Raw genomic sequence first — 22604 nt, forward strand, 5'->3', positions numbered from 1 at the left:
TTATAGTATAAATTTGTTAAAATATCAATATATTAAAAAATATTTTTATAAATATTTTAAATATATAATATCGAATAACCTGTTCGTTTCCATTCATCACGACTAGCGGAAACAAAAAAACACGCCCCTTGCTTCCGGCCAACCGGAGGCAAGGGGCGCTCGTCCATTATTTTGTTTCGGTTCCCTTGCAAACAGGAACCCAGACCTCAAAAGTCGCCTGTTTGGGATCTGGCGTGAAATAGACCTCTACATCGGGGCCGTCGGCAAATTCATAACCCGACGTCGGAAGCCATTCGGTAGCGATACGCTTTTCCAGCTCCTGGATAGCGCCGGGCATCGGACCGCTCCCAGGGAAAATCGCCCAAGTGAACGCTGGGATGGTATACGCATCAAACTCCCCGGACGGCGCATCGCTTGCCACAGCAATCCAATACCGCCAATCCTCTTTTTCCCCGCATGCGCAGACACCGAGCACACCGGAGAGTTGGCCGTTCATCAGGGGAAGCAGCTTTGGGAGGATCCCTCCGGAAGCAATCTCTTCCCAAAGCTTTGGAACCGTTTGGAAGTTCCTCTCAATCTCCTTTTCCATAGGTGCGTGGATGCCCACAATACGGAATGCTTCTTTGTGTTCAATTCGATAATTCAATGCAACCTCTCCTTTGATCGTGATGACGAAGCTGATCGGTTGGAAAGAACACAACTGCACCCCTGGCTCTTTGGCGCTGGAAGGTGCAACCCCGTGTATCCCACGGAATGCACGGTTAAAGGCCGTCGGGGAATCATACCCGTATTTCAAAGCGACGTCGAGCACTTTCGCACCATTTTGCAGATCTAGCGCCGCCTTGGTCATCCGCCGGCGGCGAATATATTCGGAAAGTGGGATTCCCGCCAGATAGGTGAACATCCGTTGAAAGTGGTAGGTGGAGCAGCAGGCAAGTTGTGCCGCCCGTTCCAGGTGGATTTCTCCCTCCAGGTTTGCTTCGATATACGCCAATGCTTGGTTGAGCTGTTTGACCCAATCCATTTCGATCAACTCCTTGTTCTTTAGGATAGCGGAAACTCCATCGCTTTTCCTCTGAGGGAATGCACCAAAAAAGAGAGGGTTCCTATTTTCAATATCATAGCACATCCCATGCATGGTCTCAAACAGATGAAAGAACATGGATGCATACACAAAATTTTCCTCGATGAATTTTATAGGATTTCTCTAAAAGCTATTCTGTTGATATTTACAAAAACAAAACTATAATTTCGTACGAAAGTTAATTGATATTCGCACGGAAAAGAGTTATAATGAGGCCAACAAATCTTACCCGTACAATCCAGATTGGTAAAGGAGAAAAAATCACATGGTTATCGATGTATATGCCTTTCCGGGCTTTCTCAAGGAAATCTGCCAAGATCCAGACCGCGTCGCATTCCGCCGCGAGCAGTACTTCCTATACAAGCAGCATGTCTGGCCCATGGAATTGTTTATGAAGCAGCTCAACGCCGCCGGAATCGACAAGTGTGTCATCAGCGCTGAGGATGTGACCACCCGCGCAGGGGACACCATTGTCTCCAACGAAGAAATTCGCACCCTGGTGGATCTACAGCCGGAGCGTTTGATTGGCTTTGCCAGCGTAGACCCGCAGCGCCCCGACGCCGTCGAGGTTTTGGAAAAGGCCTTCACAGAACTGCATCTCGCTGGCCTCAAGCTGAGCCCTGCCATGCAGCGCTTCTATCCGAACGATTTTAACTTAATGGACCCGGTCTATCAAATCTGCCTGAAATACAACAAGCCCATCCTGTTCCAGTCCGGCATGACCTGGATCAAAGACAGCCCGTCCACCTATTCCCGGCCGGTATTGTTTGAAGACGTAGCCATGCGCTACCCGGATTTGCGCATTTGCCTTGGCCACTTCGGTTGGCCCTATATTATGGAGACGGCCATGCTGCTGCTCAAATATCCGAATGTCTATGCGGACACAGCGCTGCTCTATTTCGATTCCCCCAAGCAGTTCTTCCACACCACCTTCAACGTCCAGATGGGTGAATACTGGATCGACCGCATGTTGGCGGACAAGGTGATGTTCGGCAGCACCTATCCCCGCATTGAGCAAAAGCGCATGATCGGCGCTGTGGACGTTTTGAACCTGCGGCCGAAGCAGAAGGCCATGGTGCTGGGCGGGAACGCCCTGCGTTTCTTAGGAATGGAGGAGAAAGAAAATGGTTAAACATTACCAATTCAGCGTCCTGACCGACGACGAATATTCATACCATTATATCGGCGAGCAGGTCAAGGCATATGTCAAGGAATCCGGCATTACCAGCGGGATTGTCACCACCGTAGTGGCGCACACGAACTGCGGCATTGTGGTCACTGAGCCGTTGGAATGCATCATGGACGACTTCAAGGTCCTTTTACATAAACTTGTGGACGACGATGCCCAATACTCCCATGCGCATTTTTTACCCACCTATGGACGCACCAGCGCCAACGCCTACGGCCATCTGCGGAGCCTACTGACGGGAAACAGCTGCATCTTCCCCATCCAAAACGGCAGCATGATTATGGGGGCGGCGCAGGAAATCGTCCTCATGGAATTTGACGGGCCGCAGGAACGCACAGTCTTTGTCGATGTGATCGGCGAATAAGGAGGGATCGATTATGGAGCAAAATCTCTTTGCTTATATCGGGGAACCGGACCAGCTGATGAGCGTGCGTGACGCCCGCTTGCTGGATGGCAGGCAGGACGGCGTGCGCATGATCCAGGTGGACAACGGCGGCGCGCTGGAATGCACCCTTCTTCCCGGCCGCGCGATGGATTTGTACCAGGTGCGCTACAAGGGCGCCAACCTCAACTACATCGCGCCGTGCGGCATCACCGCACCCGCGTACTATGACGCCCGCGGTACGGAGTGGCTGCGCGGCTTCTACGTCGGTTTCCTGACCACCTGCGGCTTGCAGCACATCGGCTCTCCGGCGGAGATCGCTGGAGAATCGCGCGGCCTGCATGGAAGGGAGGCAAACTGCCCTGCCGAGGACGTCCGCGTCACACGCAGCCGGACGGCGGATTCCATGAGTCTGACGGTAGAAGGGTCTATGCGGGAAGCGCGCATCTTTGGAGAAAACCTGCGTCTGCGCCGCACCTACGCATTTTCCTACGGTGAGGACGCCTTTACCCTGACGGACACCGTGACCAACTGCGGCTTTGGGGCACGTCCGTTTTTGCTCTCCTACCACATCAATTTCGGCTACCCGCTCCTCTGCGAGGACACAAAGATTGTCCTAGACAGTCTCGGCGTGGAACCGCGCGACGCCCACGCTGAGGAGGAAATGGAGCATTGGCGGGAAATTGAACCGCCGGCGTATCCCTACCAGGAGTGCTGCTATTTCCATGAACTGGCGCAGGATGCGCAGGGGCAAAGCGGTTATACCGTTTATAATCCGGTTCGGCGCATTGGCGTTCGGGTCTCATGGAACCATGCCGACCTCCCCTACTTCTGCCAGTGGAAAATGCTGGGAAAGGGCGAATATGTGCTCGGCATGGAGCCGCTCAACGCGCCCCTGGACGGAAAGAAAATCGGTGAAGAGGGGTGCTTGGCACCCATCCTGCAACCCGGTGAAAGCAAAACCTATTCCCTGCATTTTTCCTTTATTGAGGAGTTGTAAGATAGACCTATTTCGTGTAAAATTTAATTGAGAAAGGGCGAAACGTATGGCATACGATCTTGTGACAGTCAGTGCAATCCTGTGCGAAATTATGCGCAAGGAATTGGATAAACCGCTGGACAAACCAGCGGACTTTACCGGTCCCTATGCAAGCGGCGATACGCCGATCACGGTAAACATCGCTGCAAAGCTGGGCGCAAAGACAGCGGTCATCGGCAGCGTGGGCCCGGACCCCTTTGGCAAGTGCTTTAAGGCGCAGATGGTCTCCAGCGGCGTCGATGTGAGCATGGTCAAGGACATTCCCGGCGCTTCCACCGGCTGCGCGTTTGTCTGCTATTATTCGGACGGCAGCCGCGATTTCCTGTACCACAGCCGCCACGCCGCAGCCGGGATGACCCACGCCGAGGATCTCGACATGGAGAAACTACAGGGAACCAAGTGGTTCCATCTCACCGGCTACAACATGAGCGTGAGCAAGAGCTTGCAGGAGACGTGCTACCGCATTGTCGACGAGCTGCCGGAGGGTAGCCGCATCAGCTTTGACCCCAACATCCGCCCCGAATCCCTCAGCGTGGAGGAAGTGCGGGAGCTCTGCCGGCCGGTCATTGAGAAGGCGAGCATCATTTTCCCCAGCAAGACAGAGGCTGCCCTGTTTACCGGATGCGCCACCGACGAGGAAGGATGCCGTCTCTGGGCGGACCAGGGAAAACTGGTCGTTTTGAAAAACGGCAGCGAGGGGTGCATCATCTACCAGGGAAACGAGAAAATCCCGGTTCCCAGCTTCCAGGTGGAGGAAGTTGACCCCACCGGCGCCGGTGATACCTTCTGCGGGGCGTTCCTGACCGCTCTGATCGAAGGCAAGCCTCTTTCGGAGTGCGGGCGTTTTGCCTGTGCAGCCGGCGCGATGAGCGTACGCAAACAAGGCCCTATGGAGGGCGCTCCCAGCCGTGCAGAGTTGGAAGCGTTTCTCAAGGCCCATTCATAAACGATTGATTTTGTATAGAAAGGATGGAATCGATATGACGAGGACCCAGCGAATCAAGGACTACATCCGCTCCTATCCCCCAGAGATCTGCATGGAGCGCGGACGTATCTATACAGAGGAATTCTTTTCCCACCCGGAGCGCCCGCTGGTCATCCGCCGCGCGGAAGCTTTTGCGCGCTACCTGCGGGAAATGACCATCTATATCGGCGACGACGACCTGCTTGTGGGCAACACCGCCAGCAAGCCGCTGGCAGCCGCCCTGTTCCCGGAATTTGCGGTGGACTGGATCGAAGAGGAGCTCGATACGTTTGAGAAGCGCGACCGCCAGCGCTTTATCGTACCGCCGAAGCTGCACGATGAGATCCTGGCCATGTGCGAAAAATGGAAGGGCTACACCCACTACGACCGGGTGGGCTACAATTTGAAGAGCACCATTGGAGAATATCTGATCGGCGAGCAGCATCCGAGCGTCAACGAGACGATGATTATTGAGCACAACCAGAACGGCGACGGCCATATCATCCCGGATTATGTGAAGTTGCTCGATATCGGCCTGGAGGGTGTCATCGACGAGGCACAGCGCAACCTCGCCCTCCTGCGCGAAGATGATCCGGAATACTTAGAGAAGAAGGCGTTCCTGGAGAGCGTCGTGATTTGTATGCAGGGCGCGCTCGACTATGCCGACCGCCTAGCAAAGCTGGCCTTTGAAAAGGCGAAATCCGCGCCGACGCCGGAACGCCGTGCGGAATTGACGGAGATCGCCCGCATCTGTGCAAAGGTGCCGCGCAAGGCGCCGGATACCTTCTACGAGGCGTTACAGTTTGTCCTGTTTATCCACCTAATGATCCAGATGGAATCGAACGGCCACAGCATTTCCATGGGCCGCATGGACAGCTATTTGAAGAAATATTACGACCGCGACCGTGCGGCCGGCCGGATTGACGCAGCCTTTGCCCAGCAGCTCTGCGAGTGCTTCCTTCTTAAATGCTTTGAGGCCAACAAGCTGCGCGACTGGGGCACCACCGAAAACCTCGGCGGCAACCAGCTTTTCCAGACCATTACGCTGGGCGGCCAGACCCAGGATGGGAAGACAGCGGTCAACGAACTGTCGTACATTTTCTTGGAGGCGCTCGGCAATACCAATATGAATATTCCAACCGTGATCGTCAGCATGGGCAGCACCACACCTCTGGAATTCTATGAAGCAGCTTTGCGCGCGTTGGTGCGTCACGGCGGCGGGATGCCGGCGTTCTTCAACGACGATGTCGCGGTCGATATGATGGTGCGTGCGGGGATCCCGCTGAGCGACGCCCGCAATTGGGCCGGTATGGGCTGCAGCGAAGTGCGCATTCCCGGCAAACACGGCACAGGCGTTACGCCGGTCTATGTCAATGTAATGAAGCTGTTGGAGTTGGCGCTCCACAACGGATACAACCCCAATACGGGCAAATGTTTGTGCCCGTCCAGCCGTCCCTTTGTTGAGTGCCGCAATCTCAAGGAGGTTATCGCTCATTGGGAGGAACAGCTCGACTTCTATCTCCCCTTTATCCCGCGGATCGAACGGGCCATCGCGGAGAGCTACTATACGCTGACCCCGACGCCATTCCTCTCCGGCGTGGTGGATTACCGCATTGAGATGGGCAAAGACATCTCCTGGGGACGCGGACCCAATTACAACGACACCATCGTGCATGCGCACGGCTACCCAAATGCCGCCAACGCCTTGGAAGCGCTGGACCGCGTGTGCTTTAAAGATCAGAAATATACCCTGAAAGAGGTTATGGAGGCCATCGACGAGAACTTCGCCAGCGACAAGGGAATGGCGATCCGCAAGGCCCTGTTGAATGCGCCAAAATTCGGCAACGACGACGACGAGGTGGACGATCTCTGCCGCGACCTCTTTACCATTTTGCCGGCGAAGATGCGCCAGTTTACCCCGCTGCGCGGCGGGCAGTTCGGCTGCACGGCCCAAACGGTCGTTATGAACGTGACCGACGGTGCAGTGGTCGGCGCTACGCCCGATGGACGACGCGCAGGCGAAAGCCTGGCCGACAATATGTCCCCCACCCCTGGCACGGATTTGCAGGGGATCACCGGCGTCTTCAACAGCCTCGCCAAGATCGACCACGCCCTGATGGACAACGGCTCCATCTTAAACATCCGTTTCCATCCTTCGGCGCTGAACAGCCCGGAGAAGATCGAAAAGATCGCCCAAGCCATCGCGGTCTATTTTGAGAAGGGCGGATTCCAGGTGCAGTTCAATGTGGTCGGCCGCGAAGTGCTGCTCGACGCACAGCAGCATCCGGAAAATTATCGCTCCTTGGTGGTTAAGGTGGCCGGCTTTAGCTGCTTCTACTGCGAGCTGGAAAAGAAATGGCAGGATCACCTGATCGCCCGCACAGAATACGATGCATTCGCTTAATCGGAGGTTTTTATGACAGGTCATTTGTTCAATATCCAGCGGTTTAGTCTGGACGACGGTCCCGGTATCCGCACGGTTGTCTTTCTCAAAGGCTGCAACCAGGTTTGTCTCTGGTGTCACAATCCGGAATCGCTCCTCCCGGCGCCGCAGGTTTTGCGCAAAGACAGCCTGTGTACGAGATGCGGCCGGTGCGAGGAGGTCTGCCCGCACGGGGCGGTTTTCCACAACGATGCGGGCTTCCTCACCGACCATACCAAATGCGTGCGCTGCGGCCACTGCATCGACCTGTGTCCGAGTGACGCGCTGATGCTGGTAGGCTATGACAAAACGGTGGAGGAAGTCGTCAAGCTGGTCTGTAAGGACCGGGATTTCTACCAGCGCACCGGGGGTGGGGTCACGTTCTCCGGAGGGGAACCGGCTGTTCAGAGTGAATTTCTTCTGCAATGCCTGGAAGCCTGCCGGGAACAGGGAATTCAGACCGCTATTGAGACCAACGGCAACTATCCGTTAGAGCTGACCGCGCGCCTTTCCCCTTTGCTCGACTATGTGATGGTGGACGTCAAGCACACGGACGACGAAAAGCACCGCCGGTTCACAGGGGTATCCAACCGGCAGTCGCTCGCTTCCGCCCAGTATTACCTGGCACATAATGCCACCGATTTGCGGGTTCCCGTCATCCCCACTTTCAACGACACGGCGGACGAATTGCAGGATATTCTCCGCTTCGCACGGGAGTCCGGTGCCAAAAAGGTAACCCTGCTCCCCTATCATACATTTGGCATCAGCAAATACACCAATCTCAGCATGCCTTATACCCTGGGCAGTGAACCACTGTCCGTCGCTGCGGTGCAGGCGATGGTCGATACGCTGGACACGGGCGGGCTTGCTGTGGAAGTAAACGAACGATAGCCGGATTGGAGAATGGACATGATCGAACGCCATGTAAAGATGATTGAATTGGTCGCGGAACGCGGCGAAATTGAGACAGGGCAGCTTGCCCGCCTGCTGAATACCAGCGAAGTGACTGTGCGCAATGATTTAAACACCCTGTCTAAAAAGGGAATCCTGGCCCGGCGGCGCGGCTATGCGACCCTCCCCAACCCGGACGACACGAATTATCATATGGCTCTGCACTATGAGGCAAAGCTGAAGATCGCGGCGGCCGCAGCCCAGAGGGTGCGGGACGGCGAGACAATCATTGTCGGCACCGGAAGCACCTGTGCCATGTTTGCCGCACAGGTGGCCGAAACTCGGCGCAATGTCACCATCCTGACCAACTCCGCCTATGTTGCGGCGAACCTCTGCAAGGAGCCGGATGGACGGATCATTCTGCTGGGCGGCAGTTATCAGAAGCACTCCCAATGCATGGTGGGGCCGTTGGTCAAGCGGTGCTTGCAAGATTTCCACGTAAACACCGCGTTTGTCGGCGCGGACGGGTTTACTGTTGCGGGTGGATTCTTCGGCGTAGATATGGAGCGCGCAGAGGCGCTGCGCGAGATGGTCCATTGTGCAGATCGCATCTGTATGCTGCTGGACGGTTCCAAGTTGGGAAAAAGTGGGACGGTATCTTTTTTGAGTACCTCCAGCGTTTCCGAGTTGATTACCGATGCCAGCGCAGATTCTGAAATCTGCGAAGGCCTACGCAAACGGAATGTACAGGTGACAGTTGTCTGATCTCAATCAAAAAGAAGAGTCCTCAGGGAAACGCAACGGTTTGCCTGAGGACTTTTTTCGGGAATCAAATATCTGTCTTTTCTTTATAGCTTCTTTCGCGCGGCGGCGAATCCAAAAACGGTGCCGCAAGCGCCACCCACCAGATGCATAAAATGCGCTACATTGTCCTGAACAAAGAGAGCGGCGTACACCTCCTGTCCTAGATATAGGATGGCAACCAGGATCAGCGTCAGGGGGACTCTCCCCTCTTTCATCCCCGCCAAGGAGGAAAGCATAACGAGCATAAACACAATACCGCTTGCTCCCAACAGCGCGGTGACTGGAAAAAAGATGCATTGCAGCAGGCCCGAGATCAGCGCGGTCAACAGAATGCCAGTCAGGAGGACTTTGCTTCCATATTTCTCTTCCATAGGTGGGCCGATCACCAAGAAAAGGAGCATATTTCCCGCAAAATGCTCATATCCCGCATGTCCTAGAACATGGCCAAACAGACGGACGTATCCGAGCGGGTCAGTCAACGGTGACCGGTAGACGGAGAAGAAAGCCTGCGTTGTCCATCCGCCGGTCAGAGCGCCCAACAGCAGCGCCGCCAGAGAGAGAAAGAAAAAGGTCAAAACGACCGGTGTATTGTAATGAATCCGTTTCAAAACCGCCATACAAATTCCTCCTTATATAAATGGAAAAATGCTTCCGGTGCAAGAATGCCTGTAACGGCTGTGTGGCCAGATCACATGAACCCTTAGTAGAGGCTCTTTTTCTGATGGTATTTGAGAAACACGCTTGTCTTCCAGGAGTATTGTACCATAAAGATGGACGGTATGTCTCTATGGATTGTATGGACATGGGTAAAAAGAAACCCGCATTCATGCAAACATCCCCTATTTGCGGGAAAAACTAGAATCTTTTTGTCAAAAAATTTGTTTTAGGACTTGCATTGTTTGAAAGAACATGCTATAATAAATATCGCCGTCAAGGGAGATGCCTTTGGCGGCAGAAATATGGGCCTGTAGCTCAGCTGGGAGAGCGTTCGGTTCGCATCCGAGAGGTCGTGGGTTCGAATCCCTTCAGGTCCACCAAATAAGCACCGCAATTTTGATACAAAGCGTATCAGGATTGCGGTGCTTTCTTTTTGCCTGAAAGTCCTGATTTCAAGGGGTTTCTGGCTTTTATCGGCCCCATCCGCTGCCAGACAAAGCGATAGCTTGCCGCTAACCCAGTCCGCAAAGGCGCTGGGGAGCAGCAGGCTATCGTTTGTTTTATGGGTATCGTTTAATTTGCGGACTATCGTTTCATCTTTGCCGGTTAAAAGGAATTCTAATGGAGATTTAATTGGCAGAAAAATGTTCGTCCACAATCGCATTTAACTGAGAAGCAATTTCGGAGAATTCTTGATTTAAGTCAAGCGTTCGGACGCTAATCTTGTTGCCACTCATCTGGTACCTGTTATCCGGCTGAATAGCTTCATCAGTTGCCGCATAGAGTAACATACCAGAAACTGTATGCGGCCTACTGCCAAACTCCGCATCCTTGTTCTTGACATAGGTAAAAATCTGATACAGATTGCTGGAATGAAGCGTGTGGACATTGTATTGAGTTTGCGTGGTATGCGTGTAATACTTGGCATCGATGATCAATACCTCATTTCCTCTTGTGAGCATGATGTCACTCTGCATGACCGGCAGCATTGTCCCAATCCCATCATCCAAGACCCATGGAATCTGTGAAGCCGTTGCCGTCACTTGCGGACATTCCTTGGCATAGTATTCGAGGATAAATTTCTCATACAGGCGGTTCATACGCTGCTCATCGACGAAGGAAGCCAACTTATATTCTCCGGAGTCTGTGGTCAGAAGCATTCCTTCCAGAATAAGTTGACACAGACTGATGAGCATACGATAGGTATTGTTGTTCCTCTGGAAACGAATGGCTGACCAGCGGATCGTGGCAGGGTCGATTGTATCAACATTCGAGAAGAACAGCATTTCCTTTTTCAGGTCGCTCTTGTACACCTGATCTACCCTCGTGTGTCGGAGCAGAAGCATGACTGTTGTTTTGAGTATTTGATTCAGGAGATTGTTTTCAGAAAGCTCATCATATTCACAGGACAGAACCCGCTTCCTGGCAAGCTGGTTCTGAATGGTCCCTGGCATATCAATCTTGCCACGGACTACAGCAACATCCTCTTTTCGATTCAAATACTCCCGATACAGGCCTTGTTTCAGCTGTCTGCTGATGCCTTTCGCCAGAATCGCAGCAAAGAGGTTATGCGTATTCTCGAACTCTTCGGTAGCAACATCCTCATAACCGCCTTGATTCAGCGTCGTGAAGGCATACGAAAGCATATAGTATATGTTTTTTATGAAGATGCTCTTATCCTTAATCATTGAAACACACCTTGCAAGATATTCTCCCAACGCTGGAGCTTGTTGGCGTCGTCGAACCAGTATTCACTGAGCATCGGAAGAATGTCATAGTCGACGATGGAGTGTAGCCACTCCTCGGTGCAAACATCCCTTCCGCAGAAATAGCTGTGGCCTATGCAGAATCCTTTACCCAGCGACTTATCAAGAGAGATTTCACGGTTCAGATCCTTCACCTTGTCAACAAGTTCATTCAGCGTCTCGTTGTTAAGACCGTTCTGGTAATGAATGAACCCCTCGGAATCAAAGCCCGGTTCCACTTCAAAGAAGCTGAAGCGGCGACGTAGCGCATAGTCGATCATAGCGAGGCTGCGGTCTGCTGTGTTCATCATGCCGATGATGTAGAGGTTCTTCGGTACGGAGAATGAGAGCCCATTATAGGCAAGAGTCGCTTTTGTGCCTCTATAGTCCTTTTCGATCAGCATCAACAACTCACCGAAGATCTTACTCATGTTGCCACGGTTAATTTCGTCGATGATGAAGAAGAACTCTTTGTCAGGCTGGTTTGCGGCCTTCTGGCAGAAGCGATAGAAAATGCCATACTTCAGCTCAAAACCGTCCTCTACCGGTTTATATCCCATCATGAAGTCTTCGTAGGAATAGTTCTGGTGGAACTGAACGAACTCGATACGGCTGTCGTCCTTTTCGCCCATCATGGACCACGCCAGACGTCTTGCGGCGAAAGTCTTACCAACACCGGGAGCTCCTTGCAGGATGATATTCTTCTTGTTGCGAAGGACGGCCACGAGGTTTTCATAGCGTTTTTCGGTCATATAGACTTCATCGAGGAAGTCACTCTTTTTGTAGGCGTCGATAGAGGCTTCCGGGGAGACCGGATTTTCCTCACGGATCATATCGAGGATAAAGTCATATTCTCCTCTGGTGAGTTTGAACAGGCTGCCCTGCGGATTCTGGAAATACTCCATTCGCTCAAGTTCCGGGCACCCTTTCAATGTAGCATAATCAATCGGTGAAGTCAGGCCTTCAACTTTTTCGAAGAACAACTTCTCGCCATCCTGTTCTGCGCTTACACGACCGATAGCAACGATCTGTTTTACAGGATTGGATTCGTATCCGATGATCATGTCACCAGCTTTCGCATCAAGGAAGTTCTGGAAGATACGGCGTTTATTACCGTTCTCGTTGTAAAGCGTATAGGACTGAACCTCACCAACAGCAATGTCAGCAAAGCTCCAGATTTTTGGATTGGCATTCAACCACCAATAGCCGCAGTCCTGTTCACCAGGAGCCGTTGCGGCATACAGTTCGATCCCACTGAGGTCAGCTTTATCGAGAGCGGCTGAAAGTTCGTCCCTCAGTTTCCAAATAAAGCTACCGTCCTCATCTTTCCCTGCGTCACGACCCATATAGAGGATAGTCCACCACTGTATAGAGCCATCGTCTCTGGAATTTGGGTTGATGCCAGTGGCCTCACAGACTCTCCGTGCCAGCGCAACAGAGCCAGAATTATAAAAGTTCTTTGTCTCGCCATATTTCACCGAAAGCTGCGTACAGGAGGCCATTCCACCGTAGTCCTTCATACGCTTCATGATTTCAAGGGCACCGATAGTAAAGACCGAGTCATCCTTTAGCAGTTTCCCCCAATCATCAACAGAAAGGCCTGGGTCATAATCTGCACCATACCAATCAGCAGTTACTGCAGCAGTGGTATCTTTCTGAGCATAGTACCTGCTAATGTAGAAACCGACATCAATAGTCAGCGTTTTCAGCTCTGGGTCAGGATAGCAGGTATCTGTCAGCTGAGATTGAAAAAGGTTCACCAATTCCGTGTCTTCTTTCAGTGCCGCACTGATTTCATCGTACAGCTTCAAGAAATTACGGATATTGTCGGCATAAGCCCCCTTCTTGAAACGATAATCCGCCTCCAGTTCACTGGCAACTGTTTTTACCTCACCGAATTTATAGATATAGTACTTATCAGGAAAACGGAGCCAAAGGTAGGTGCTGATGGCATTTTCATACTGGTAGTGCTGTGCAGCCCCGTTTCCATACTTCTCTAAAAGAACGGTAGATTGCATTTTGAACGCATTCACACGTTCGTACACATCTTTGTTTTCGTCATATAGAGACAAAAACATGGCACGCACTTCTTCAGGCGCAGATTTGGCGAAACCAACAATCATGCCTTTCGGGAAATTATTAGCAGAAGCCAACAGGTTATAGGTCTTATCCAAAGAGCGATTTAACATTTCCGCAAAGTCAGGAGCGTTCACGTCCCAATGATCCTGGAACCATTTTACAGCTTCCCACTTATATTTTTCCTCACCCCATTGTTTGGAAACAAAGTTCTGCTTATATTGAACAAGTACATCCTTTAAGCGAAAGCGATCAATCATATTTTCTCCCTCCTTTACGCATTACGCAAGCTCTTGTAGATTTCTTCCGCAAAGATACCCAGAACCTGCCGTTTCATTTCATCATTAGAGAGTAGCAGAGAGAAGAAATCCTGGTTTTGCGAAAGTCCCTCGATCAATGCATCATCAATATCGTCAAAATAAGTGAACTCAAAGTCTTTTTGCGTATTGTTTTTAGCACTGGTCTTCAGCTTATCCGACTTCATCAAAATATCGCGGATTTGCAGCATGGCTTTGACCACCACATCATTATCATACGATTTCCCAGTTCGGCTGTTGATTTCATCGATGATTTCTGACAGCCGCTGTTCCTTATCCTCTGTCAGGCCGAAGTGCTCTGCCGTGGGCAGCTTCACTGCCGGTTTTGCTACCAAGTTGGGGGAAACGTGTTCCTCACCCTTTTTCTGCACAAAGTTGGATGCTTGGATTTTCCCATCCAGATTAAAGCCGGGGCCGGGATGCTTGATATTGATGTATGCCAGCAGGTATGCGATGAAGTTATACTTCTTGTGCAGGTCGTGATCCTCGAAACAGGATACCTGCAAGAGGAACTCATAGTAGCGGACAAAGCTGCGCATGGCCGCTACTGCCTCGCGCTGTTCTTCATATTCGTAGTGGTCAAGCAACTTTTTGCTCTTTTGCAAGAAGAAAGTAAGGCGCTGCTTCTGCTTGCTGGTAACCTTTTCGGAGTACAGGATTTCGTTGGCGCTTTCAATATCCGCCGGATCAAAAAGCGCGTAAGCGTCGATCTTGGCCTCCAGGTCGTAAATGGCGCTGGGCGTCACGGAGTTGGACAGTAGTGTGGTCGTGTAATAAGGCGCAAATGCGGCTTTCATATCCTCGTAGCTGTTTACGAAGTCCAAGACAAAAGTCTTTTTATCGTAAGGCGGGCAAATACGATTCAACCGGGACAGCGTTTGAACCGCATTCACGCCGCGCAGCTTTTTCAGCACATACATGGCACACAGTTTCGGTTGGTCGAATCCCGTTTGATATTTGTTGGCGACCAGAAGCACCTGATAGGCATCGGTGTTAAATTCCTTTGTGAGCCGATCTTCTGGGAAGCCGTTCAAGGAAGCCTCTGTATATTCCGTTTCATCATCCGGGAGTTTTACTTTGCCGGAAAAGGCTACCAGAGCATGGATGCCCTCATACCCCTTTTTCGCAATGTAATCCTCAAATGCTTGCCGGTATTTCACCGCAGCCTGCCGGGACGCAGTAATGACCATTGCTTTGGCCTGTCCGCCCAACTCTTTCATAACGGTGGTGCGGAAATGCTCGACAATGACCTCGATGCGCTGCCCGATGTTGACATCATGCAATTCTACAAAACGGGCAATCTGGCGTTTGGCTGCATTGGTCTTACAGCGGGGGTCTTCTTCAATCTCCTTGTTGATTTGGTAGAAGGTTTTGTATTCTGTGAAGTTTTGCAACACATCCAGAATAAAACCCTCCTCGATTGCCTGCTTCATAGAGTAGACGTGGAAAGCCTCGCGCTGGCCTTTGGTGTTCAGTCGGCCAAAGAGCTGGATGGTGGTGGGTTTTGGCGTAGCGGTGAATGCAAACATCGAGACGTTCGGCTGCTTGCCGTTGCGCTGGATTTCATCGGTGATCATGTCCTCCACATCGTTTTCGACCGGCTCACCAGCGCCCAGAGCCATCGTCACCGCAGCCATGTCTTTACCGGCGGTGGAAGAATGGGCTTCGTCGATGATAACGGCAAAACGCTTGTCCTTCAGACCCTTTACGCTATCCACAATATAGGGAAACTTCTGAATGGTGGTAGCGATGATTTTTGTGTTGCCGTTCAATGCAATCGCCAAGTCGGCGGAGTTGCACTTGTCATCCATGACCCGGATCAAACCAGCCTTGTGCTCCATACCCATGATGGCCTTCTGGAGCTGGCGGTCAACCACCACACGGTCAGTCACAATGATGACATTATCGAAAATGATTTTATTGTCCGCATCATGCAGCGAAGTCAGCCGGTGCGCCAACCAAGCGATGGAGTTTGTCTTGCCGGAACCGGCGCTGTGTTGGATCAGGTAGTTCTGCGCAGTGCGATTCACACGGACATCAGCGAGAAGTTTACGGATGACATCCAGCTGGTGGTAGCGCGGAAAAATCAAGTTCTCTGACCGCTTTACTTTGCCTGTATGGTCATCGACCTTTTCCTTCACCTCAACAAAAATAAATTTGCTGATGAGGGCAAGGACGGTATCTTTGGTCAGGATATCCTCCCACATATAGGACACACTGTATCGGTCTTCAAAAGCGGGGTTGCCCGCACCTGCGGTCACACCCTCGCCGTTACCCATGTTGAAGGGCAGGAAGAAGGTGGCGTCTCCCGCCAGCTTGGTGGTCATATAGACCTCTTCCAAGTCCATCGCAAAGTTCACAAGGCACCCCGCCTTGAACAGGAACAGACGGGTCTTGGGATTGCGCTCGGTGCGGTACTGGTAAATAGCGTCCTGATAGGACTGTCCAGCGGTGTTGCATTTGAGCTCAAAGGAGATGATGGCAAGGCCGTTCAGGAAGATGACTACATCAATGCGCTCTTTGTCGCTGGCCCAGACCTCCTCCATCACGGAGAAGATGTTCTGGCTGTATTTCTTCATCAGTTCCGGGTTGAAGGTGGTAGCAGGCTTGGTGTACATCAAATCCAGTTGGCGGTTGGAGATTTCGATGCCATGTTTCAGCACCTCAATCAGACTGCCACGGGCCTTGGTGACTTCTGCGTTGATAAAGCTGACGATGGTGTCCTCCAGATCAGCCTTGTAAATCTTACGCAGATACTCCATTGTGTCCGACTGGGTGTCATTCAGAAAATTAAACAGCATCTCCCGGTCCATGGCGAAGGAACGGTCAAAATGAGCGGCCTTGCGGACGACATAGCCATTGTCTTTCTCTAAGCGCTCCAAGAAGAACTTTTGGTAATCCTTTTCAGAGAGGATATTAGTCATTTGAATAAACCTCTCTTTCTGATCGATTTCGGCTTATCTCACGTTTCGTTTTGCTGGAATAGTTAATACCGAAATGATTTCCATCTTGGCTGGTAATTACGGGAATAATTTCACCTTCTGTTATTGCATATACTTCACACCATGTAGTCATCCCGTCTGCTTTAGTCGCAAGCGCGATGGTCCCAGCTTTCTTTATATGGCGGAAGGCCTCTTCCAATTCTCTGTTCTTGATGATGTTTATGCATTGATTTTCTTTTGTATAGGATCGTACCGCAAACATCAGATTTGGGTGTTCACTCCATCCGGCCTCACTGTTAACACGCTTATATTCGGCAGAGGAAATGTGGAGTTCCGTTCCTATGCCAAGAGTTGACGTAACATATTCAACTTTCATGACAAAGGCACCTCCTTTTTCCCGGTTACATACTCGTAAATAAGCGATTTTTTGTAGGCTTCCAAGGTGGAGAACTGTTCTTTTTTAGCGGCAATCACTTCATCCGTTCTACGCAAGATGGAATCAATATAATCCACGATTGCTTCCTGTTCCTCCAATGGAGGAATTGGATAGAACAACTCCGAGAGTTTGTTCCACCGCAGATCACAGGAGCGAACGCGGATTCCGGTGGCCAGCGCCAGGAATACATCACTATAAGCCATACTGCGGAGAAAGTACATAATGTATCGTTTATTCTGTTTAGTATCCAGGACATTCAATACGGGTGACGCCTTTCCCCTTGAATCGGAGATACCAATGGCACCGGCAAAGCCGTCCATTCCATGAACGACCAGGTCGCCAACATCAATGCCCTGGTAACCAATTTCTTTGTCTGCCATTGTGAAACCATCCTCACGGCGATTGCTGCGGAGCGTGACCTCACCATCCCGGAAGCAGGTAATCACACCATCATCATCACGAACCGGCTTCTGGATGTACTTCAGAATATATTTACCTCGAATACAGTCCCAATGGGCTGGCATCATTCCAATCCACTGAATGCCGCTATCCTTCATCTCCGCATCCGGGTTCAGCCCCTTGGTGACCGTTTCAGTGATAACAGATCGCTTGTATTGCTCCAGGGTGTCAATCTGGGTCTGGATATCGGCGGTGAGGGCGTCAATTTCGGCGCATTTTGTGTCGAGATAATCTGCAATCCTTCTTTGCTCATCGAGAGACGGCATTGGTATTGTTATTTTCTTCATGTCTTGCCAACCAGTTGTCCACAAGTCATCTACGATACCATGCCCCCAACGGTAATTTTCGTCGCCAAATTGAGTGGTATGGAAAAGCCATTCGTAATATGTAGGCACCATTTCATTTCTTGGCACCATAACAATGTTAATTAGGGAAACTGAACCATCATAAGGCGAAATCCCGCATGAACCGCGTCTATCGGAGCGACTGTTAATTGCAAAATCACCAACACGCACCAGTTTGCGATTATCACCATCATTTGTTTTTGCTGCTGTTTCTAACTGTGGAAGTATCCCTTTATTTGTCACGGAAAGTGGAGGATAATCTTTATCGCTTACTTTTTCGTTCCTAATGGAATACAATCCACCAATTTTTGCAAGTGCCCAGTCGGCGGGTATTTCGCCGAGCCATTTAAGCCCACTATCTTTCATCTCTCTCATACCATCACCGCCTCATTCAAATAACTTTGCCACACGTTCAGACACCGAAAGTTCCAACTCCATAAACTTTGCTTCCAGTTCCTCGCTGGGCGCCGGCTGCTGATACTTGTAGAAATAGCGGGTGAAGGGGATCTCCGCGCCGGTCTTGACGACCGGTTTCTTTTTGGAGAGATCCTCTTCAAAAAACGCTTTGGCGTCGGGGATATGCGGTAGCACCTCCCGGGCCATATAGTCCTCGATGCGTTCGCCCCACTTTACGATTTCGGTGTCCTTGGTCTCCTTGTCGTAGAGCACATTGCCCTTGCGGTCCCGCTGAATCTCGGCGGACTTGTCCATGACCGAGAGGCCATCGGCAATTTTATCCAGCAGCTTCTTGTCGGCTGTCACATTCGCCAGCACTTTGGTGAGCACCGGCATGAATGCCGCCGGGGAAGGATAAACCTCCTTAGAGATCGCAGCGTGCAAGGCGGCGACAATGGCTTCATAGACCGGCTGATTGTTCTGGTAGTTCTCCAGTTTTTTCAGGTCTTTGCCGGTGGGTTCCTCCATATTTTCGATCTCGTCTACCTTCGCCTGGTCATATAAGGAGGACAGGGAACCCTTGGAGAGCATGGCCTCGATGCGCTCGGCAGTGATGGCATAGCTGCGCTGGAGGGGCTGCATCACCGTGTATTCCCGGTAGATGAACTCCTCATTGGGATAGATTTTGCAGTATTCGTTTTCCGCAAATTCGGCATAAAGCTTTGTGATGGCTGTGCGGTCTTCGGGCGAGATTTCATTTTTCTTATCGCCCAGGGCTTTACGCAGCTTCTTGAAGAAGCTGGACGCATCGATCAGTTGGATTTTTCCCTTGCGCTCCGTGCGTTTGTTCTTGGACAGCACCCAAATGTAGGTTGCAATGCCTGTGTTATAGAAAAGGTCCACCGGCAGGGCAATGATGGCCTCAATCAAGTCGCTTTCCAGCATCCAGCGGCGGATCTGGCTTTCGCCGGAAGATGTGCCGCCGGAAAACAGCGGGCTGCCATTTTCAATGATAGCGGCGCGGCCGAAGTTGTCGTCCATCTTATCAATGGCAGATTGCAGGAACAGCATCTGCATATCGCCGGAGCCGGGCAGGCCCGCGCCCCAGCGGCCATCAAAGCCCTTCTTGTATTCCTCCTGGACAGCGGCCTCCACACCTTCTGCCGCATCCTTTCCGCCCCACGGGGTGCCGAAAGGCGGATTCTCGATGACAAACCGCATTTTGGAATTCTCGAAGCGGTCGGCAATCATGGTGTCCTGGTAGCAGATGTTCTCCGCATTCTGTCCCTTGATCATCATTTCTGCCAGGCAGATGGCGTAAGATTCCGGGTTGATCTCCTGACCAAACAGGCGCACGTCCGCAGACGGGTTATAGCGTTTGATGAAATTGTAGCTGGTGGAGAGCATACCGCCCGTTCCGCAGGCCTGGTCCAATACGGTGATGACTTTGCCATCATCGAAGATGTCGTCGCAGCCCTCTGCCAACAGGATATTGACCATCAGCTTGATGATATCCCGGCCAGTATAGTGGTCGCCAGCCTCGGCATTTTCAGAAAACTTGCGAATCAGGTCTTCAAAAATATAGCCCATCTTTACATTGTCGATGGTACGGGGGTTCAAGTCCAGTTCGGAGAATGCCTTGACCACCGAGAGCAGACGGTTATTCTTGTCCATCTTGTCAATCTGCTTGTCAAAATCCAGGCTGCGGATGATGTCCTGGATATTGGCAGAGAAACCCTGGATATAGGCCTTAAAGTTTGCCGCCAGATGGTCGGAGTCATTGACCAGCTCCGCCAGATCGAATTCGCTGGTGTTGTAGAACTGGAAGCCAGACAGGCGGTACATGGCCTTAGCCGGATAACCGGGGTTGGCCTTATACGTTTCCACGACCTTGGCCTTGGTGGGAGCCAAGGCACACTCAAAGCGGCGGATGATGACCATCGGGATGATGACATCCTTGTATTTGTCACTCTGGTATGTACCGCGCAGTTTGTTTGCAATAGACCAGATGAAGTTTACCTCTGTGGATACATCGACGGGGGAATCGTCCCACATCGCGTCAATTATCTTTTTATCAGCCATGCTGATTACCTCACTTTTCACTTGGCAAAATTTTGCTACCCTTATTATACATATTCATCCGTCCGATAATCAGGACTTGAGCTGTTTGCCAGTCATCATTTTGTAGTGCTGGCTCTGATCGAGGGCATCAAAGATCATCTTGAATACCCGCTTGTATGCCTCTACATCCTCACAATCCTCAACATAGTTCAGGCCGTCGCTGATGCCATTCGGATTGTTGATGTATGCCAACAAGGAAGACGCCAGCTGGTAATCGGTCATATCCGGTTTCTCACCCTCGGCCTGCTTAATGAACTTACTCCGATGTTCATCCAGTACGATCTCTCGAAGATCGCTCCCTTCATAGCCGCAAAGCTGCAAGAAGTAGTATTCGAGAATACGACGCATCACGTTCAAGGCCGGGATAGTAGACTGGATGTCCCGGAGCTCATCCCACAGCGTAGCATAGGAGTTCTGGACCGGATTGTAGTTCTCATCCTCGGTCGGAATTTCCTTGCTCTGACGCTTGCAAAGCTTGATGGTGGAGATATTATCGTTCTTCCGAATCATGTAGAACGACGTGCAGTTATAATAACTGACCTGCTGGTAAGTGACTTCCCGATGGAAGTACACGTTGTGCGTCAGTACAAACAGCTGCTTGATGTAGTCGCCAGGAACCTTCGGATTCAGGTACTCGGTATTGTTCCGGCAGACGTTGATCATCTCACGGACGATCGCACTGACGAGGAACAAGGCTGTGCTATCCATGCTGGATACCGGGTCATCAATAACGACGATCTTCTCTTTGAGTTCCTCGCTGCTCATGCTACCACGAACCTGATGGTAGAAGTACAGGAATGCGATGAAGTTACGCTCACCCTCACTGAGGTTTTCGGCCACGGAGCCATCCTCGCGGATAACCTCATATACATTTTCTACGCCGACCTTGGCACGAATGCTGAAGCCTTGGAAACCAGAGTCCCGCAGGATTTTATTGATACTGTCAATGGCAGCTTCCGTGTTTGCGTTATGCTTGTTCAGGACAGAAATCTCTGTGGTAAGATCTCCGATTTCCTTTTTGAGCTTCTTTCCACGTTCTGTGACATCCTCTATTTCCTTCTGGAGACGAGCCACTTCGTCATGATAACTTTTCACATCAGCGGCAAGCATGAACGCAAGATACTGCATGATTTCCGTCTTGCACTTCGTCTTACTGGACCGCTTGGCAGAAACAACGTCGTTATTTTCCTTGATCTGCTTATTGATCTCGTTGATCATGGCACCGATCTCAAGCAGGAGCGTGTCAGTGTCCTCAAGTGAGATAGTCTTCGAAGGCTCTTTGACCTTTTCAGCTATACGCTGGCGATTGATTTCAAAGTTGCTCTCCAGCAAGGCGAGTTTTTCCTGATAAGCCATCAGATCAATCGTCGGCATAACGTCGCTGGCATTTGCCTGAATCGCCCGGACAATCTCTCTGGTCTCTCTTTCATATATAGTCTGGAACTGACCAAGATCACGAATGTCCTGCTGGTACTGAGCGTCAAATGTAGCAGCTATATCTGCCTCAAAGTTCGCAGGGAGCCTCTGCTGGCAGTACGGGCATTTTCCGCCAGCTGCACCAGCATAATGGGTATGGCCATCACGAACCCAGTCAGAAGCAGTGTCACCAAGGGACTTCATGAATTTTGCGAAAGGCGTATCGCTGCTACTGACAATCATCCTGTCGAGCAGATCCTTTCCGGGGAGGCTACCGTAGGTGGTAGCAGCTGCTTTTTTGAACTCTGGATACGCTCTGGCCGAATCATCGAAGGCAACGTCATAAAGACGCTCCAACTCTGCCAGATCGTGGTCAATCGGTTTCACTTCACCGAGAACGGCTTCTGCAAAGTTCTTTTTCTGCTTCTTACCGTCCATGCACTTTTCAAAGCGACGACGAATACTGGCCGTCTTAGAAAAGCATGTGTCCTGGAACTGCGTCAGTGCAGATGCGAGACCGTCTGACTTCTTTTTGTACTCATCAAGCGCGGTCTGACGAGCATCCATTTTCTGCTTTTTCTGATCTGTGAGTTCAGCGATTTTCTTTTTGGCCTCGATATCCTCTTCACCAAAGATAAAGACGCCTTTGAGATCACCGTAATTTACAAAGTTGTCGTTGATGAAATCCTGATTATAAACGAGCACATCAAAGTCGTCGGCGGTTTTGCCATCGGCCCAGACAACACCATCATCCTCTGCTATAGCATGGGCGATAGAAGATTTCCCTGCACCGTTATTACCATAGAAAAAGTTGACGAATGTGAGTCCGTCTATCAAGACATCTGTAAAGGTTGCTCTATTGAGCGTAATATTCGCAATTGCCGAAGGAACCTTACGTTGCATCCGTTTTTCACCCTCCT

The 22604-nt window shown here is 51.1% G+C and carries 16 protein-coding genes and 1 tRNA gene; 8 read left to right on the forward strand and 9 right to left on the reverse strand.

Features of this window, described 5'->3' with window-relative positions:
* Positions 1 to 166: 166 nt before the first annotated feature.
* Entirely contained in the window at positions 167 to 1024 is an 858-nt protein-coding gene (locus tag I2E77_RS03125) for an AraC family transcriptional regulator (protein WP_191448422.1), read from the reverse strand.
* A 325-nt stretch (positions 1025 to 1349) separates the two neighbouring features.
* Between I2E77_RS03125 and I2E77_RS03130 the strand changes: the two genes are divergently transcribed.
* The 7 genes from I2E77_RS03130 to I2E77_RS03160 are packed head-to-tail and all read left to right on the forward strand — an operon-like array spanning position 1350 to position 8736.
* A complete protein-coding gene (locus I2E77_RS03130; protein WP_195450605.1) occupies positions 1350 to 2216 on the forward strand; it encodes an amidohydrolase family protein in 867 nt (288 codons plus the stop codon).
* The gene (locus I2E77_RS03135; RefSeq protein ID WP_087232102.1) at positions 2209 to 2637 is read left to right on the forward strand and encodes a secondary thiamine-phosphate synthase enzyme YjbQ; all 429 of its coding nucleotides are present in this window, start codon (positions 2209 to 2211) and stop codon (positions 2635 to 2637) included. The genes I2E77_RS03130 and I2E77_RS03135 overlap by 8 nt, the downstream gene beginning before the upstream one ends.
* A 13-nt stretch (positions 2638 to 2650) precedes the next feature.
* Positions 2651 to 3655, forward strand: coding sequence for an aldose 1-epimerase family protein (locus tag I2E77_RS03140; protein WP_191362656.1), 1005 nt, complete (start codon positions 2651 to 2653; stop codon positions 3653 to 3655).
* 46 nt (positions 3656 to 3701) lie between these two features.
* The gene (locus tag I2E77_RS03145; protein WP_087232107.1) at positions 3702 to 4640 is read left to right on the forward strand and encodes a sugar kinase; all 939 of its coding nucleotides are present in this window, start codon (positions 3702 to 3704) and stop codon (positions 4638 to 4640) included.
* A 34-nt stretch (positions 4641 to 4674) separates the two neighbouring features.
* Positions 4675 to 7062 (forward strand): glycyl radical protein, encoded by a 2388-nt coding sequence (locus I2E77_RS03150; protein WP_195450606.1) that lies wholly within the window; start codon positions 4675 to 4677, stop codon positions 7060 to 7062.
* Between the two features lie 12 nt (positions 7063 to 7074).
* Entirely contained in the window at positions 7075 to 7971 is an 897-nt protein-coding gene (locus I2E77_RS03155; RefSeq protein ID WP_195450607.1) for a glycyl-radical enzyme activating protein, read from the forward strand.
* A gap of 12 nt (positions 7972 to 7983) precedes the next feature.
* Positions 7984 to 8736 (forward strand): DeoR/GlpR family DNA-binding transcription regulator, encoded by a 753-nt coding sequence (locus I2E77_RS03160; RefSeq protein ID WP_087232116.1) that lies wholly within the window; start codon positions 7984 to 7986, stop codon positions 8734 to 8736.
* Positions 8737 to 8819: 83 nt separating this feature from the next.
* On the opposite strand, the gene I2E77_RS03165 is transcribed toward I2E77_RS03160, so the two are convergent.
* On the reverse strand, positions 8820 to 9392 hold the full coding sequence (locus tag I2E77_RS03165) for a rhomboid family intramembrane serine protease (RefSeq protein ID WP_191362653.1): 573 nt from the start codon (positions 9390 to 9392) through the stop codon (positions 8820 to 8822).
* 344 nt (positions 9393 to 9736) lie between these two features.
* Here I2E77_RS03165 and I2E77_RS03170 point away from each other — a divergent pair.
* Positions 9737 to 9812: transfer RNA gene (locus tag I2E77_RS03170), tRNA-Ala, on the forward strand.
* A 249-nt stretch (positions 9813 to 10061) separates the two neighbouring features.
* On the opposite strand, the gene mcrC is transcribed toward I2E77_RS03170, so the two are convergent.
* The 7 genes from mcrC to I2E77_RS03205 form a co-directional block, all read right to left on the reverse strand.
* Positions 10062 to 11120, reverse strand: coding sequence for a 5-methylcytosine-specific restriction endonuclease system specificity protein McrC (gene mcrC / locus I2E77_RS03175; RefSeq protein WP_195450608.1), 1059 nt, complete (start codon positions 11118 to 11120; stop codon positions 10062 to 10064).
* Positions 11117 to 13513 carry an AAA family ATPase gene (locus I2E77_RS03180; RefSeq protein ID WP_195450609.1) on the reverse strand — a complete coding sequence of 799 codons (2397 nt, stop codon included), beginning with the start codon at positions 13511 to 13513 and terminating at the stop codon, positions 11117 to 11119. The genes mcrC and I2E77_RS03180 overlap by 4 nt, the downstream gene beginning before the upstream one ends.
* A gap of 14 nt (positions 13514 to 13527) precedes the next feature.
* The gene (locus I2E77_RS03185) at positions 13528 to 16494 is read right to left on the reverse strand and encodes a type I restriction endonuclease subunit R (RefSeq protein WP_195450610.1); all 2967 of its coding nucleotides are present in this window, start codon (positions 16492 to 16494) and stop codon (positions 13528 to 13530) included.
* Positions 16487 to 16888: a hypothetical protein gene (locus I2E77_RS03190; RefSeq protein ID WP_195450611.1), complete on the reverse strand. Its 402-nt coding sequence runs from the start codon at positions 16886 to 16888 to the stop codon at positions 16487 to 16489. The genes I2E77_RS03185 and I2E77_RS03190 overlap by 8 nt, the downstream gene beginning before the upstream one ends.
* On the reverse strand, positions 16885 to 18126 hold the full coding sequence (locus tag I2E77_RS03195; protein WP_195450612.1) for a restriction endonuclease subunit S: 1242 nt from the start codon (positions 18124 to 18126) through the stop codon (positions 16885 to 16887). The genes I2E77_RS03190 and I2E77_RS03195 overlap by 4 nt, the downstream gene beginning before the upstream one ends.
* 12 nt (positions 18127 to 18138) lie before the next feature.
* Positions 18139 to 20229: a type I restriction-modification system subunit M gene (locus tag I2E77_RS03200; RefSeq protein WP_195450613.1), complete on the reverse strand. Its 2091-nt coding sequence runs from the start codon at positions 20227 to 20229 to the stop codon at positions 18139 to 18141.
* Between the two features lie 69 nt (positions 20230 to 20298).
* On the reverse strand, positions 20299 to 22587 hold the full coding sequence (locus I2E77_RS03205; RefSeq protein ID WP_195450614.1) for an AAA family ATPase: 2289 nt from the start codon (positions 22585 to 22587) through the stop codon (positions 20299 to 20301).
* Positions 22588 to 22604: the final 17 nt, after the last annotated feature.

The sequence above is a fragment of the Anaeromassilibacillus sp. 1001302B_160321_C8 genome (genome assembly GCF_015554745.1).
Classification (GTDB): domain Bacteria; phylum Bacillota; class Clostridia; order Oscillospirales; family Acutalibacteraceae; genus Anaeromassilibacillus; species Anaeromassilibacillus stercoravium.

Bases quoted from the DNA above. Each gene is read 5' to 3' on its own strand.
- I2E77_RS03125 (WP_191448422.1), bottom strand. From the start codon at position 1,024: ATGGATTGGGTCAAACAGCTCAACCAAGCATTGGCGTATATCGAAGCA.
- I2E77_RS03130 (WP_195450605.1), top strand. From the start codon at position 1,350: ATGGTTATCGATGTATATGCCTTTCCGGGCTTTCTCAAGGAAATCTGC.
- I2E77_RS03135 (WP_087232102.1), top strand. From the start codon at position 2,209: ATGGTTAAACATTACCAATTCAGCGTCCTGACCGACGACGAATATTCA.
- I2E77_RS03140 (WP_191362656.1), top strand. From the start codon at position 2,651: ATGGAGCAAAATCTCTTTGCTTATATCGGGGAACCGGACCAGCTGATG.
- I2E77_RS03145 (WP_087232107.1), top strand. From the start codon at position 3,702: ATGGCATACGATCTTGTGACAGTCAGTGCAATCCTGTGCGAAATTATG.
- I2E77_RS03150 (WP_195450606.1), top strand. From the start codon at position 4,675: ATGACGAGGACCCAGCGAATCAAGGACTACATCCGCTCCTATCCCCCA.
- I2E77_RS03155 (WP_195450607.1), top strand. From the start codon at position 7,075: ATGACAGGTCATTTGTTCAATATCCAGCGGTTTAGTCTGGACGACGGT.
- I2E77_RS03160 (WP_087232116.1), top strand. From the start codon at position 7,984: ATGGACATGATCGAACGCCATGTAAAGATGATTGAATTGGTCGCGGAA.
- I2E77_RS03165 (WP_191362653.1), bottom strand. From the start codon at position 9,392: ATGGCGGTTTTGAAACGGATTCATTACAATACACCGGTCGTTTTGACC.
- mcrC (WP_195450608.1), bottom strand. From the start codon at position 11,120: ATGATTAAGGATAAGAGCATCTTCATAAAAAACATATACTATATGCTT.
- I2E77_RS03180 (WP_195450609.1), bottom strand. From the start codon at position 13,513: ATGATTGATCGCTTTCGCTTAAAGGATGTACTTGTTCAATATAAGCAG.
- I2E77_RS03185 (WP_195450610.1), bottom strand. From the start codon at position 16,494: ATGACTAATATCCTCTCTGAAAAGGATTACCAAAAGTTCTTCTTGGAG.
- I2E77_RS03190 (WP_195450611.1), bottom strand. From the start codon at position 16,888: ATGAAAGTTGAATATGTTACGTCAACTCTTGGCATAGGAACGGAACTC.
- I2E77_RS03195 (WP_195450612.1), bottom strand. From the start codon at position 18,126: ATGAGAGAGATGAAAGATAGTGGGCTTAAATGGCTCGGCGAAATACCC.
- I2E77_RS03200 (WP_195450613.1), bottom strand. From the start codon at position 20,229: ATGGCTGATAAAAAGATAATTGACGCGATGTGGGACGATTCCCCCGTC.
- I2E77_RS03205 (WP_195450614.1), bottom strand. From the start codon at position 22,587: ATGCAACGTAAGGTTCCTTCGGCAATTGCGAATATTACGCTCAATAGA.